This is a genomic window from Ancylobacter sp. IITR112 (genome assembly GCF_041415945.1).
Lineage (GTDB): Bacteria > Pseudomonadota > Alphaproteobacteria > Rhizobiales > Xanthobacteraceae > Ancylobacter.
The window spans coordinates 3,912,916-3,927,621 of sequence record NZ_JBGCUS010000001.1; the positions used below are offsets into that span (position 1 = coordinate 3,912,916).

At 69.6% G+C, this 14,706-nt stretch carries 11 protein-coding genes; 6 read left to right on the forward strand and 5 right to left on the reverse strand.

Annotated features, from left to right (window positions below):
• Positions 1 to 80: 80 nt before the first annotated feature.
• The 6 genes from AAC979_RS18590 (at position 81) to AAC979_RS18615 (ending at position 8,968) form a co-directional block, all read left to right on the forward strand.
• The gene (locus AAC979_RS18590; RefSeq protein ID WP_371348369.1) at positions 81 to 1,577 is read left to right on the forward strand and encodes an FAD-linked oxidase C-terminal domain-containing protein; all 1,497 of its coding nucleotides are present in this window, start codon (positions 81 to 83) and stop codon (positions 1,575 to 1,577) included.
• Positions 1,577 to 2,998: an 8-oxoguanine deaminase gene (locus AAC979_RS18595; protein ID WP_371348370.1), complete on the forward strand. Its 1,422-nt coding sequence runs from the start codon at positions 1,577 to 1,579 to the stop codon at positions 2,996 to 2,998. The genes AAC979_RS18590 and AAC979_RS18595 overlap by 1 nt, the downstream gene beginning before the upstream one ends.
• Before the next feature lies 1 nt (position 2,999).
• Positions 3,000 to 4,328, forward strand: a complete 1,329-nt coding sequence (locus AAC979_RS18600; RefSeq protein ID WP_371348371.1) for an FAD-binding protein — start codon at positions 3,000 to 3,002, stop codon at positions 4,326 to 4,328.
• A 3-nt stretch (positions 4,329 to 4,331) separates the two neighbouring features.
• Entirely contained in the window at positions 4,332 to 5,651 is a 1,320-nt protein-coding gene (glcF, locus tag AAC979_RS18605; protein WP_371348372.1) for a glycolate oxidase subunit GlcF, read from the forward strand.
• A gap of 180 nt (positions 5,652 to 5,831) precedes the next feature.
• On the forward strand, positions 5,832 to 6,821 hold the full coding sequence (locus tag AAC979_RS18610; RefSeq protein ID WP_371348373.1) for an asparaginase: 990 nt from the start codon (positions 5,832 to 5,834) through the stop codon (positions 6,819 to 6,821).
• A gap of 131 nt (positions 6,822 to 6,952) precedes the next feature.
• Complete coding sequence (locus AAC979_RS18615; RefSeq protein ID WP_371349096.1) at positions 6,953 to 8,968, forward strand: methyl-accepting chemotaxis protein; 2,016 nt, start codon at positions 6,953 to 6,955, stop codon at positions 8,966 to 8,968.
• A 34-nt stretch (positions 8,969 to 9,002) separates the two neighbouring features.
• Here AAC979_RS18615 and mbfA read toward each other — a convergent pair whose 3' ends face one another.
• The 5 genes from mbfA to rbfA form a co-directional block, all read right to left on the reverse strand.
• Positions 9,003 to 9,959, reverse strand: a complete 957-nt coding sequence (mbfA, locus tag AAC979_RS18620) for an iron exporter MbfA (protein ID WP_371348374.1) — start codon at positions 9,957 to 9,959, stop codon at positions 9,003 to 9,005.
• Between the two features lie 348 nt (positions 9,960 to 10,307).
• The gene (gene pnp / locus AAC979_RS18625; protein ID WP_371348375.1) at positions 10,308 to 12,464 is read right to left on the reverse strand and encodes a polyribonucleotide nucleotidyltransferase; all 2,157 of its coding nucleotides are present in this window, start codon (positions 12,462 to 12,464) and stop codon (positions 10,308 to 10,310) included.
• Positions 12,465 to 12,710: 246 nt separating this feature from the next.
• Positions 12,711 to 12,980, reverse strand: a complete 270-nt coding sequence (gene rpsO / locus AAC979_RS18630; RefSeq protein WP_371348376.1) for a 30S ribosomal protein S15 — start codon at positions 12,978 to 12,980, stop codon at positions 12,711 to 12,713.
• A gap of 220 nt (positions 12,981 to 13,200) precedes the next feature.
• Complete coding sequence (gene truB, locus AAC979_RS18635; protein WP_371348377.1) at positions 13,201 to 14,208, reverse strand: tRNA pseudouridine(55) synthase TruB; 1,008 nt, start codon at positions 14,206 to 14,208, stop codon at positions 13,201 to 13,203.
• Positions 14,205 to 14,636 carry a 30S ribosome-binding factor RbfA gene (gene rbfA / locus AAC979_RS18640; RefSeq protein WP_371348378.1) on the reverse strand — a complete coding sequence of 144 codons (432 nt, stop codon included), beginning with the start codon at positions 14,634 to 14,636 and terminating at the stop codon, positions 14,205 to 14,207. The genes truB and rbfA overlap by 4 nt, the downstream gene beginning before the upstream one ends.
• Between the last annotated feature and the right edge of the window lie 70 nt (positions 14,637 to 14,706).

Below are 14,706 nucleotides of genomic sequence, written 5' to 3' on the forward strand. Positions count from 1 at the left end.
GAATGGCTCGAAAGCGGGAAGCTTCGCGTCGGCCGGGTCCGGCCGCGCGGGCCGCACAAGACGCATCAGGGAGAAATGCCATGTCCGGTCTCGTCATGCCGGCGCCGAAGGCGGATGTGCTGGACCGCCGCGCCCAGATCGTCGCCGATCTGCGCGCCATCGTCCCGGGCGAGGGGGTGATCGACACCGAGGCGGAGATGCGCCCGTTCGAGAGCGACGGGGTGACGGCCTATCGCCAGCTCCCGCTCGTGGTGGTGCTGCCTTCCACCACCGAACAGGTGTCGCAGGTGCTGGCCTATGCCCATGCCAATGGCATTCCCGTGGTGCCGCGCGGGGCGGGCACCTCGCTCTCCGGCGGTGCGCTGCCGCTGGAAGACGGCATCCTGCTCGGCATGGGCAAGTTCAACCGCATTCTCGACATTGATTTCGCCAACCGCACCGTGGTCGCGCAGCCCGGCGTGACCAATCTCGGCATCACCACGGCGGTGGCGCATGAGGGCTTCTATTACGCGCCCGACCCGTCCTCGCAGATCGCCTGCACCATTGGCGGCAATGTCGGCGAGAATTCCGGTGGGGTGCACTGCCTCAAATACGGCCTCACCACCAATAATGTGCTCGGCGTCGAGATGGTGCTGATCACTGGGGAGATCGTCCGTATCGGCGGCAAGCATCTCGATTCCGGCGGGCTGGACCTGCTCGGCCTCATCGTCGGCTCGGAAGGCCTGCTCGGCGTGGTGACGGAAGTCACCGTCCGCATCCTCAAGAAGCCGGAGACGGCGCGGGCCGTGCTGCTGGGCTTTCCCTCCTCGGAAGCGGCGGGCGCCTGCGTCGCCGCCATCATCGCCGCCGGCATCATCCCCGGCGGCATGGAGATGATGGACAAAATGATGGTGCATGCTGCCGAGGCGTTCCTCGGGGCCGGCTACCCGCTCGATGTCGAGGCGCTGCTGATCGTCGAGCTCGACGGGCCGGAAGCGGAGGTGAACCACCTCATCGAGCGCGTCGCCGAGATCGGCCGCGGCCTCGGCTGCATGACGCTGCGCGCCTCCACCAGCGAGGAGGAGCGCGTCGCCTTCTGGGCCGGTCGCAAGGCGGCCTTCCCGGCGGTGGGGCGGATTTCGCCGGATTATCTCTGCATGGACGGCACCATTCCGCGCAAGGCGCTGCCGCTGGTGCTGAAGCGCATGGAGGAGATGTCGGAGAAATACGGCCTGCGCTGCGGCAATGTCTTCCATGCCGGCGACGGCAACCTCCACCCGCTGATCTGCTACGACGCGAACCAGCCCGGCCAGCTTGAGAAGGCGGAAGCCTTCGGCGCCGATATTCTCCTGCTCTGCGTCGAGGTCGGCGGCGTGCTCACCGGCGAGCACGGGGTGGGCGTCGAGAAACGCGACCTCATGCCTTCGATGTTCGACGAGACCGACCTCGCCCATCAGCAGCGGCTGAAATGCGCTTTCGACCCTGACGCGCTGCTCAACCCCGGCAAGGTTTTTCCGGTGCTGCACCGCTGCGCCGAGCTGGGGCGCATGCATGTCTCGGGCGGCAAGCTGCCCTTCCCCGACCTGCCGCGCTTCTGATGGCGAGCCTCCTCGTCCGCAACGCCACGGTGCTCGTCACCATGGACGGCGCCCGCCGCGAAATCGCCGGCGGCGGGTTTTTCGCACGCGATGGCTTCATCGAGCAGGTGGGGCCGAGCGAGACCCTGCCGGAAAGCGCCGACGCGGTGCTCGACCTCTCCGGCCATGTGGTGCTGCCCGGTCTGGTGAACTGCCACCACCATCTCGACCAGACGCTGACCCGCGCCTTGCCGGCGGCGCAGAATGTGAACCTGTTCCGCTGGCTCGGCGCGCATTACCGGCTGTGGGCGGCGCGGACGCCGGAAGCCTCGCGCACGGCGACGCTGGTGGGACTGGCGGAACTCGCGCTGTCGGGCTGCACCACCTGTTTCGACCACGCCTATGTCTTCCGCAATGGCTGCGCGGTGGACGACCAGATCGCCGCCGCCCGCGAGATCGGGCTGCGCTTCATGGTCTCGCGCGGCTCCATGTCGCTCGGCCAGTCCAAGGGCGGCCTGCCGCCGGACGACTGCGTGGAGGACGAGGACGCCATCCTCCAAGACAGCGAGCGCGTCATCGCCCGCTATCACGACGCCGCGCCCGGCGCGCTGCTGCAGATCGCCCTCGCCCCCTGCTCGCCCTTCTCGGTGACGCCGGAACTGATGCGGGCGAGCGCGGCGCTGGCGCGGGAGAAGGGCGTGCGGCTGCACACCCATCTCGCCGAGACGGTGGATGAGGAGCGCTACACGCTGGAGCGCTTCGGCAAGCGGCCCGTGGCCTATATGGAAGAACTTGGCTGGCTCGGCGGCGATGTGTGGTTCGCCCATGCAGTGCATGTGAACGCGCATGAGATCGGGTGCTTTGCCGGCGCAGGAGTGGGCGTCTGTCATTGCCCCTCTTCCAATATGCGCCTCGCCTCCGGCATCGCCCCGGTGCGGGCCTATTCCCGCGCGGGCGTGAAGGTGGGCCTCGGCGTCGACGGCTCGGCCTCCAATGACGGCAACAATCTGCTCACCGAAGCGCGCCAGGCCATGCTGCTGGCGCGGCTGCAGATAAGCCTGCGCCCGCCCGAGGGGCCGGACACCACGCTCTCGACCGCCGACCCCGCGCGCGACCATGAATGGATGAGCGCGCGGCAGGCGCTGGAACTCGCCACGCTGGGCGGGGCGGCGGTGCTGGGGCGCGCGGATATCGGCGCGCTGGAACCCGGCAAATGCGCGGATTTCTTCGCGCTGCGGCTCGACGATGTCGCCTTTGCCGGCGGCCTCGCCGACCCGGTCGCCGCCGCATTGTTCTGCACGCCGGGCCGCGCCGCCTTCACCTATGTCCATGGAAGGCCGGTCGTCGCCCATGGCGAGGTGGTGACGGTCGACCTGCCGGCGGTCGTCGCCGAACACAACACGCATGCCGCGCGGCTCGCCGCGCTTTCGGGAGTGGCTTGAGATGAGCGAGAGGCTGTGTCCGCGCGACGAGGCGGAGGTGGTGGAGGCGGTGCGCTGGGCGGTGTCCAACGGGCGCACCCTCGATGTCGCCGGCTCCGGCTCCAAGGCGGGGCTCGGCCGGCACATCCAGACCGACGCCACGCTGGAGCTGAAGGGCCTTTCCGGCGTCACCCTCTATGAGCCGGAAGAGCTGGTGCTGAGCGCGAAGGCGGGCACGCCCGTGGCGGAGATCGAGGCGCTGGTCGCGGCCTCCAACCAGATGCTGGCCTTCGAGCCGATGGATTTCGGGCCCCTGCTCGGGGTCGCGCCGGGCGGCGGCACGCTGGGCGGGCTGATCGCGTGCAACCTCGCCGGGCCGCGCCGGCCGAGCGCGGGGGCGGCGCGCGACCATGCGCTCGGCATCCGCGCCGTTTCCGGCCGGGCGGAAGCGTTCAAGGCCGGCGGGCGGGTGGTGAAGAACGTCACCGGCTATGATCTGCCGCGCGGGCTGGCGGGCTCCTATGGCACGCTCGCCGCCTTCACCGAACTCACCATCAAGGTGCTGCCCCGCCCGGAGACGGTGGAGACGCTGCTGCTGCTCGGCCTCGATCCCGCCGCCGCGAGCGCGGCAATGAGCGCGGCGGTCGGTTCCTATTACGATGTGTCCGGCGCCGCGCATGTGCCGGAAGCGGTGGCGGCCGCGATTCCCGCCGTGGCCGGGACGGGCACCTCGGTGACCGCGCTGCGGCTGGAAGGGGTGGCGCCCTCGATCCGCCACCGCCGGGGCAAGCTGGAAGAGATGCTGCGCGGGCGCGGCACGCTGTCCTTTCTCGACGCGGAGGCGTCGCTCGCCTTCTGGCAGGCGGTGCGGGACGTGACGCCGTTTGCGGCGCCCCTTCCGGCCTTCCTCATGGCCGGGCTTGACCCGGCCACCCAGAGTGAAGCCGTGCCGGGGTCCAAGAGTCTGGATCCCCGGGTCAAGCCCGGGGATGAGGAAGCGCGTTTGGAGAATCTCCCCGCTCTCTGGCGCGTCTCGGTGGCGCCGATGGCGGGGGCGGGTGTCGGCGCGGCGCTGGCGGGGCTGGGCGCGCGCTGCCTTTACGACTGGGCCGGCGGCCTCGTCTGGGTGGAGATGCCCGGCGCGGAACCGCAGACGGCGGCGGTGCGCGCGGCGGTGACGGCGGCGGGCGGTGGCCATGCGACGCTGATCCGCGCCAGCGCGGCGGCACGGGCGGCGGAAGAGGTCTTCCAGCCGCTCGACCCGATCACCGGCGCGCTGATCGCCCGGATGAAGAACGGCTTCGACCCCGGGCGCGTGCTGAGCCCCGGGCGCATCTATGCGGGAGTGTGAGCCATGCAGACCAATTTCTCCCTCGCCCAGCTCGCCGATCCGCAGACCGCGCGCTCCGAGCAGGTGCTGCGCGCCTGCGTCCATTGCGGCTTCTGCACCGCCACCTGCCCGACCTATGTGCTGCTGGGGGATGAACTGGATTCCCCGCGCGGGCGCATCTACCTGATCAAGGACATGCTGGAGAACGACCGGCCGGCGACGCAGGAAGTCGCCAAGCATGTCGACCGCTGCCTGTCCTGCCTCTCCTGCATGACCACCTGCCCCTCCGGCGTGCATTACATGCACCTGATCGACCATGCCCGCGACCATGTGGAGGAAACCTATCGCCGGCCGCTGATGGACCGGCTGACGCGGGCGCTGCTGGCGCGGGTGCTGCCGAGCCGCACGCTGTTCCGCCTCGCCATTGGCGGGGCGATGGTGGCCAAGCCCTTCGCCGGCCTGTTCGATTCCATCCCCGGTCTCAAGCCGGTGGCCGCCATGCTGCGCCTCGCCCCCGCCCGGCCGGCCACGCGCTCGGCAGATGAGGGCGTGCGGCGCTTTCCCGCGCAAGGCACCCGCCGCGCCCGCGTCGCCCTGCTCGATGGCTGCGCCCAGCCAGTGCTGCGGCCGGAGATCGACGCGGCGGCGATCCGCCTGCTCACCCGGCTGGGGGTGGAGATCGTCCGCCCCGTGGGCGGGGGCTGCTGCGGCTCGCTCACCCATCACATGGGCAAGGAGGAATTGGCGCTGGCCAATGCCCGCGCCAATGTCGATGCCTGGATGCGCGAGATCGAGGGCGAGGGGCTCGACGCCATTCTCGTCACCACCTCGGGCTGCGGCACCACCATCAAGGATTACGGCCACATGCTGCGCACCGACCCGGCCTATGCCGAGCGCGCGGCCAAGGTGTCGGCGCTGGCCAGGGATGTGAGCGAGTTCCTCGCCGCGCAGGAGCTTCCCGCGCCGGTGATCGCGCCCGGCATCCGCGTCGCCTATCACTCCGCCTGCTCGCTGCAGCACGGCCAGCGCGTGCGCACCGCGCCGAAGACGCTGCTGGCCGGTGTCGGCTTCACCGTGCTGGAGCCGGCCGAGGGGCATTTGTGCTGCGGTTCGGCCGGCACCTACAATATTCTCCAGCCGGAGATCGCCGGGCGCCTGCGCGCGCGCAAGGTGGCCAATATCGAGCGTACCGATCCGCAGGTGATCGCCGCCGGCAATATTGGCTGCATGACGCAGATCGGCGGCGGCACAAGCGTGCCGGTCGTCCACACGGTGGAACTGCTGGACTGGGCGACCGGCGGGCCGATGCCGGCCGAGCTGGCGGGGCTGCGCGCGGCGGCGTGACGGGCTGACAGCGTTAGGGGGGGCGGCGCGGCGGCGAGGGCTGGATCATGTCACTGTTTCACGGAAATAGTGACATGATCTCATTCGTTGTTCTGGCGCGTCTTCGTCACGCGGACCGGTATCCACGTCGCTCGAAAGCGCTCTAGGGTGATGTTCCCATCCGGCGTCTCAGGTTCCCTCATGTCCCTTCCCCGTCTCCTCGTCCTCTCCCTCGGCGGCACCATCACCATGACGGCGACGGCCGAGGGCGGCATCCTGCCCACTCTCGGCGCGGCCGAACTGGTGGGTGCCGTGCCGGGCCTCGCCGAAGTGGCTGACATCAAGGCCCGCTCGCCGATGAAGGTCGGCAGCGCCTCGCTCACCCCGGAGAATATCGCGGCGGTGGCGGGGGAGATCCGCGCGGGATTCGCGGGCGGTTTCGACGGCGCCGTCGTCATCCAGGGCACCGACACGATCGAGGAAACCGCCTTCCTGCTCGATCTTCTGGTGCGCGATGAGCGGCCCGTGGTGGTGGTCGGCGCCATGCGCGGCCCGCAGCAGCCGGGCGCCGACGGGCCGGCCAATCTTCTCGCCGGCGCGCGCGTCGCCGCCAGCGTGGCGGCACGCGGGCTGGGCACGCTGGTGGTGCTGAACGACGAGATCCACGCCGCCCGCTTCGTGCGCAAGGCGCATACGGCGCTCACCTCCGCCTTCGTCTCCGACATGGCCGGCCCGCTCGGGCTGGTGGCGGAGGGGCGGGTGCGGATGCTGGCAGGGGTGGCGCGTCCGGCGCTGCCCGCGCTCGACCCCGGCGAGGGGCCGCTGCCGCCGGTGGCGCTGCTCAAGATCGCGCTGGGGGAGGACGGGCGGCTGCTGCGCGCCGTGCCCGATCTCGGCTATGCCGGCCTCGTCATCGAGGGAGCGGGGGCGGGCCATGTGCCCGGCGCCGTGGCGGCGCTGGTCGGCGAGGTGGCCACGCGGCTGCCGGTGGTGATGGCCAGCCGGACGCTGGCCGGGCCGGTGTTCGAGCGAACCTATGGCTATCCCGGCTCGGAGATCGACCTGCTCGGGCGCGGCGTGCTGTCCGCCGGGTTGCTCACCGGGGTGAAGGCCCGCCTGCTGCTGAGCCTCGCTCTGGCGGCCGGCTGGGACCGCGCGGCGCTGGCCGACGCCTTCGCCGCCTATGGCTGAACCGCGCCGCCCGCGGCGACCCGGCGCCACAACTCCCGGCAGGCCCGGCTCGGCCGGGCAAGTCTGGCGCAAGCCACATGTCCTTCTGTGCCGCAAGGTCAATGGACAGGTGGAGGTCCCCCGTGGGTACGATGCGTCTCGGCATCGCGATGAAGCTCGGTATTGCGTCCGTGCTGCTCGTGCTTCTCTCGTGCGGTGTGTTGGTCAGCCGGCACTTCGCGATGACGAGCATCGAGGAGGCCAATGCGGCCGCCGACCGGCAGGCCGCGATCCTCAGCCAGAGCGAGGAAGTGGGCAACCTGCTGACCCGCATCCAGCTCAACGCCACCGAAATGCGGCTGTCCTTCGCCAATCCGGCCAATGCTGCGCTGCTCGGCGCAGTGAGCGGCGATGTCGAGGCCGCCCAGGGCCGGCTCGACCGGCTGATGGAGCTGGAAACCCATGACGATGATCGCGCCGATTTCATCAAGCTGAAGCAGTTGCTCGGCGATTTCGGCGCCGTCACGGCCGAGGTGCATGCCTCCGAGGCAACGCAGCAACGTCTGGTCGAAGCCCGCCCGGCCCTCGCCATGCGTGCGCGCACCCATTTCTCCACCCTCACCGGCCAGATGCTCGAACTCGGCCAGACCGACATGGCGAGCAATCTGCAGCCGCTGGAGCAACTGGTCGACAACATCAATCTCGCCGCCTCCACCTATATGCTGGAAGGCGACGCCAAGCAGCTCAAGCGGCTGGCGTCCATGCAGAACCGCGTGGTCACGATCCTCACCGATGTGCGCCAGCAGCTCGGCGACAACGCGCAGGTGGCCGAGACGGTGGAAGTGGCGCTGAAGGATTTCGACGCCTACAAGAAGCTCATCGACGCCAATCTCGCCGAACTCGCCAACCGCACCGCGCTGGTCAATGACCGCAGCGAGCCGCTGATGCGCGAGGCCAAGCTCGTGCTTCATCGTGTGTCGGTGGAGACGGCGGATCAGGCCGAGGAAGCCCGGCTGGCGGCCAAGCAGGCGCTGGCCGACGGCATGATGCGGATCATGGTGTTCTCCGCCATCGCCATTCTCGCGGCGGTGCTGGCCGGCGCCTATTCCTTCTTCGGCATTGCCCGGCCGGTGCGCGAGGTGAGCGCGGCGATGGAGCAGGTGTCCGCCGGCGATCTGGAAACGGCCATCCCCCATGCCACCCGCGCGGACGAGATCGGCGAGCAGGCGCGCGCGCTGACCGTGTTCCGCGACGGGCTGCGCGAGGCCGAGCGGCTGCGCGAGGAGGGGCGTCTCGCCGCCCAGCGTGCGGCCGAGAACCGCCATGCCGAGATGCGCCAGCTCGCCGACCAGTTCGAGGCCGCCGTCGGTGCGGTGGTCGACATGGTCGCCACCGCCGCCAACGACCTGCAGGCGGCGTCCGAAGCGCTCAACGCGACGGCGGAGGATGCCACCAGCCAGGCCGAAGCCGTGGCGGCGGCGGCGCAGCTCGCCACCTCCAATGTGCAGACCGTGGCGTCGGCGATGGAGGAGCTTTCCGCCGCCGCGCAGGAAATCGGCGACCGGCTGCAGCATTCCACCGTGATGACCGAGCGGGCGGTGGGCGAGGTCGCCGCCACCAGCAGCCAGATGAACCAGCTCAAGGCCTCGGCCGAGCAGATCGGCACCATTACCGGCCTGATCGACTCGATCGCCGGCCAGACCAATCTGCTGGCGCTGAACGCTACCATCGAATCCGCCCGCGCCGGCGAGGCCGGGCGCGGCTTCGCCGTGGTGGCGCAGGAGGTGAAGGCGCTGGCCAGCCAGACCGCCGAGGCCACCGCCGGCATTTCCGAGCGGATTTCCGGCATTCAGGACTCGACGGGCGGGGTGCAGGGAGCCATTGCCGGCTTCAGCCACACCATCACCGAGCTGCGTAACGCCGCGGCGGCGATCTCCGCCGCCATGACCGAGCAGCACGCCACCACCTCGGAGGTCGCGCGCTCGATCCAGCAGGCCGCGAGCGGGACGCAGGAGGTGACCACCAACATCTCCGCCGTCCAGCGCACGGCGCAGGCCTCCGCCGCCGCCGCGCACCGTGTGCTGACCTCGGCGCGCGACCTGTCGCTGCAGGCGGTGACGCTGCGCCGCGAGGTGCACAGCTTCGTCGACATGGTGCGGGCGGGCTGAGCGGCCGGGTGCTGCCCGGGTCAGCGATGCCCGGTCACGAACTGCCGATGAGGATGCCGGCCGCCAGCACCAGCAGGCCGCCGAGCACCACCTGCACCAGCGCCGAGCCGAAGGGCGTTTCCATATAATGGGTGCGCACATAGGCGATGGCGGCGAGCTCGACGGCGACGACAACGCCGGCGACCGCCGTGGCGGTCCAGAAATCGGGGATGAGATAGGGCAGGGTGTGGCCGAGCCCGCCCAGCATGGTCATCACCCCGCAGGCGAGGCCGCGCGGCCACGGGCTGCCCCGCCCGGTGATGGCGCCGTCATCCGACAGGCCCTCGGTGAGGCCCATGGAGATGCCGGCGCCGATGGAGGCCGCGAGCCCGACCAGAAAGGCGGCCCAGGAATCCTGGGTGGCGAAGGCGGCGGCGAAGATCGGCGCCAGGGTGGAGATCGAGCCGTCGATGAGCCCGGCGAGGCCCGGCTGGACGATCTGCAGCACGAAGACGCGGTGGGCGGCCTCGTCCTCATGCACGCGGGCGCCGCTGGTCTCGATCTGCCCGCCCAGTTCCTGCGCCAGGGTCTCATGCGCGCTCTCGGCTTCCGCGAGATCGGCGAGAAGCTGGCGGGTGGCGGCGTCATGGGCGCGGGCGGCGGCCTTGATGTAGAATTGCTGCGCCTCGTATTCCATCACCTCGGCCTGCCGGCGCACCGCGTCGATGCGCAGCGTCTCCAGCAGCCAGAGCGGGTTGCGCTTGAGGAAGCCCTTCACGTCCTGCCGTGTGATGTAGGGCAGCGCCTCGCCGAAGCGGGCGACATAGAGCTGGTGCAGCGCGTGGCGATGGCCGTGCTCCTCCTGCGCCATGCGCTCGAACATCGCCGCCGTGGCGGGATAGTCGGCTTTGAGCCGGCTGGCGAACTGGAGGTAGATGCGGGCATCCTCCTCCTCATTGGAGATGGCGAGAGCGAGAATTTCCGCCTCGCTGAGGTCGGAGAAGCGTTTCATGGCAGGCCCCCGGAGATAAGATTAGAAAGGTTCTAATCCTAAGGCACGGGAGGTGTCGATTGCCTGACAGGCGCAGCAGCCCTGCCCGCCGCGCACGGGTTCGCGCGGTGCTCGCGGGTACGTCGTCCGGCGGTGGCATGCTTCGAGGCCGGCCTGCGGCCGGCACCTCAGCATGACGGTGTACGAAGGAAGAGAACCGCCAAGCCAAGAGCCACCTCCTCCTGAGGTGCGCGCAGGGCGCGCCTCGAAGGATGTCGCTCACAGCGTCGTTGCGGGCGGTTCCGCCCAAAAGAAAACGGGGCGCCAAGGGCGCCCCGCTCACAATCCTCAACCGCGTGAAGCGGCGGATCACTCCGCCGAAGCGGCCTCGCCTTCCTCGGCCTTGGCCTTGGCTTCGAGGTCCTCGCCGGTCGCCTGGTCGACGACCTTCATCGACAGGCGGGTCTTGCCGCGCTCGTCGAAGCCGAGCAGCTTCACCTTCACCTTGTCGCCTTCCTTGACGACATCGGAGGGCTTGGCCACGCGCTCCTTGGCGAGCTGCGAGACGTGCACGAGGCCGTCCTTGGCGCCGAAGAAGTTCACGAAGGCGCCGAAATCGACGACCTTGACCACCGTGCCCTCATAGATGTGGCCGATCTCCGGCTCGGAGGCGATGGACTTGATCCAGTTCAGCGCCGCCTTGATCGACTCGCCCGAGGCGGAAGCGACCTTCACCGTGCCGTCGTCCTCGATGTTGATCTTGGCGCCGGTCTTCTCGACGATCTCGCGGATCACCTTTCCGCCCGAGCCGATCACTTCGCGGATCTTGTCGACCGGGATCTGGATCACCTCGATGCGCGGGGCATGCTCGCCGAGCTCGGAGCGGGCGCCGGTCAGCGCCTTGCTCATCTCGCCGAGAATGTGGTGACGGCCATCCTTCGCCTGGGCGAGGGCGACCTTCATGATCTCCTCGGTGATGCCGGCGATCTTGATGTCCATCTGCAGGGCGGTGACGCCCTTGTCGGTGCCGGCCACCTTGAAGTCCATGTCGCCGAGATGATCCTCGTCGCCGAGGATGTCGGAGAGCACGGCGAACTTCTCGCCCTCAAGGATGAGGCCCATGGCGATGCCGGCCACCGGGCGGCGCATCGGCACGCCGGCGTCCATCAAAGCGAGCGAGGTGCCGCAGACGGTCGCCATGGAGGAGGAGCCGTTCGACTCCAGGATCTCCGAGACGGCGCGCAGCGTGTAGGGGAACTCATGCGCCGGCGGCAGCAGCGGACGGATGGCGCGCCAGGCGAGCTTGCCATGGCCGATTTCGCGGCGGCCGGGCGAACCCATGCGGCCGGTCTCACCCACCGAGAAGGGGGGGAAGTTGTAGTGCAGCAGGAAGCGCTCCTTATAGGTGCCTTCCAGGCTGTCGATGAACTGCTCGTCCTCGCCGGTGCCGAGGGTCGCGACCACCAGGGCCTGCGTCTCGCCGCGGGTGAACAGGGCGGAACCGTGAGCGCGCGGCAGAACGCTCGCCTCGGCGACGATCTGGCGGACGGTCTTGGTGTCGCGGCCGTCGATGCGGATCCCGTCGTCGAGGATGTTCCAGCGCACGATCTTGGCTTCGAGCTCCTTCAGCACCTCGGAGAGGGTCTGGGAGTCCGGCACGTCCTTGCCTTCGGCGGCCAGCGCAGCGTAATGCGCCTTGGCCTTCGCCTTGGCGGCGTCGACGGCGGCGTAGCGGTCCTGCTTGCGGACGATCTTGTAGGCCTCGCGCAGATCGGCGTCGATCAGCGTGCGCACCTCGGCTTCCAGCGCCGAATGGTCGGGAGCGCTGAACTCACGCGGCTCCTTGGCGGCCTTCTCCGCGAGGCGGATGATGGCGTCGATCACCGGCTGGAAATGGCGGTGGCCGAACATCACGGCGCCGAGCATCACCTCTTCGGAGAGCTCCTTGGCTTCGGATTCGACCATCAGCACGGCGTCGGCGGTGCCGGCGACCACGAGGTCGAGCGCCGATTCCTTCAGCTCGTCGAGCGTCGGGTTCAGCACATATTCATTGTCGACGAAGCCGACGCGGGCGCCGCCGATCGGGCCCATGAACGGCACACCGGACAGGGTGAGGGCGGCGGAGGCGGCGACCATCGCCACGATGTCGGGGTCGTTCTCAAGGTCGTGCGAGAGCACGGTGACGACGACCTGGGTGTCGTTCTTGTAGCCTTCGGCGAAGAGCGGGCGGATCGGACGGTCGATCAGGCGGGAGACGAGGGTCTCCTTCTCGCTCGGGCGGCCTTCGCGCTTGAAATAGCCACCGGGAATGCGGCCGGCCGCGTAGGTCTTTTCCTGGTAGTTGACGGTGAGCGGGAAGAAGTCCTGGCCGGGCTTCGGCGCCTTGGCGGAAACGGCGGTGGCGAGCACCGTGGTGTCGCCATAGGTCGCGAGCACGGCGCCATCAGCCTGGCGCGCCATACGGCCGGTCTCGAGGGTCAGCGTGCGCCCGCCCCAGTCGAGTTCCTCGCGGTGAATATCGAACATGTCTGTCTCTGGCTTTCCGAAGCGGGGCCATGGGCAAGACGGCGAGAGACTCTGGGGTTTCACGGTGGCGAGGCCACGGACCCGTGAGTCTCCGGCGATCCTGCCATGGCGCGCCGCTTCACTATCGGTCGCGGCGAGCCCCATGCCCGCCGCATCATGCGTCTTCAGCGCGGCGGGTCCTCCGCCCGCGCCGTCTTCAATGCGCGCGAGGCCCGCGCCTGTGGGGCGCGAGCCTCGCGTGTTGCCTCAGCGGCGGATGCCCAGGCGCTGGATCAGCGACTTGTAGCGGGCTTCCTCGGTCTTCTTGAGGTAGTCGAGAAGACCACGGCGCGCCGACACCATCTTGAGCAGGCCGCGACGGGAATGGTTGTCCTTCGCGTGGCCCTTGAAGTGGCCGGTGAGGTTGGTGATCCGCTCGGTGAGGATCGCCACCTGCACTTCCGCCGAACCGGTATCGCCCGGCTTGGTGGCGTATTCCTTGATGAGCTCCTGCTTGCGCTCGGGAGTGATCGACATCGGGCAAGTCCTTTCGTGACTTCAGGTGAGAAGGCGGCGCCGGGCCGGTAGGCCGGAAGGGCGCGCCGGGTTCCGCAGATTGGCCGGGCCGGGATGTCGTCCAGCGCGGTCAAAGAACTACGGTCGCGCGGACAGGGGGTCCGCGACGCGCGCGCACCATACACGAAAACGCCGGAGGTGCCAGCGTGATGTGCGGGGCGCGCGGCAGGCGTGAGCGGCGTCACCGGCCCGAATGGAAGATCCGCTTCGGGTGGATCTCGCCGGCTTCGGCCTCGCCGAGGGCGACGAGGCGCCCGCCCATGGTGATGGCGACCGGGCCTTCCAGCACCGGCGCGTCGCGCCCGCGCAGGATGATCGGCTGGCCATGGGCGAGGCGGGCGGCATCCGAGGAAGAGACGCGCAGCGCCGGCAGGCTGTCGAGGCCGATCTCCACCGGGCGCAGCGCGAACAGCGGCGGGGCGTCATCCATGGATTCGGAGACCTCACGCAGCTTCGCCAGCGGCACCAGCTCCTCTTCCGCGAAGGTGCCGACGCGGGTGCGGCGCAGGGCCGCGATGTGACCGCGCGCGCCGAGCGCCCGGCCGAAATCGCGGGCCAGCGAGCGCACATAGGTGCCCTTGCCGCATTCCGCCTCGAACACGGCGTGGTCGGCGTCGGGCTGCTCGACCAGCTCCAGCGAATGGATGACCACGGTGCGGGCGGCGAGCTGCACCTCGATGCCGTCGCGGGCGAGGTCATAGGCGCGCTCGCCATTGATCTTCAGCGCCGAATAGGCCGGCGGCACCTGCTCGATCTCGCCACGAAAGCTGGGGAGCAGGGCGAGAATGGCCTCACGGGTCGGGCGAAGGTCCGAGGTTTCGACCGGCTGGCCCTCGCTGTCGTCGGTGTCGGTCTCGATGCCCCAGCGCACGGTGAAGCGGTAGACCTTGCGTCCGTCCATGACGAAGGGAACGGTCTTGGTCGCTTCGCCCAGCGCGATCGGCAGGCAGCCGGAGGCGAGCGGGTCGAGCGTGCCGGCATGGCCGGCCTTCTTGGCCTGGAACAGCCATTTCACCGCGCCGACCGCCTGGGTCGAGGTCATGCCGACCGGCTTGTCGAGCAGCACCCAGCCATCGACATCGCGCTTGGGCCGGCGCTTGCGCGGGGCCTCGCGACCGGTCTCCACCGGTGCCGCCGACGGCAGCTCGGCGTCCTCGGTCGGGTGGGTGGAATCGAGCGGGGCGCTCATGCCTCGTCCTCTCGGCTGTCAGGAGTGTCGGTGTCGGCGCCGTCGAGGTCGCGCTGCACCTGCGGCAGGCGCAGCAGCGCGTCGATGCGCGCGCCCTCCTCGAACGAGGTGTCGATGCGGAAGCGCAGCTCGGGGACGAATTTCAGCTCGACGCGGCGGGCGATCTCGCCGCGCAGCGGCTTGGCATTGGTCGCCAGCGCCTCGATCGCCGCCTTCGGGTCCTTGCCGCCGAGCGGCATGACATAGCAGGTGGCGATCTTCAGGTCCGGGCTCATCCGCACTTCCGGCACGGTGATCAGCACCTTGGCCAGCGCCGGATCGGGCAGGTCGCCCCGGGCGAGAATGTCGGAGAGCGCATGGCGCACCAGCTCGCCCACGCGAAGCTGGCGCTGGCTCGGGCCGGAGCCCGAACTCGCTTTATTCTTCATGTTTTCAAACCTTCAGGGCCCCGTCCGCCGCGCGGGCGCAGGGGCCGACCGCAACCGGAGCGCTCGGGTT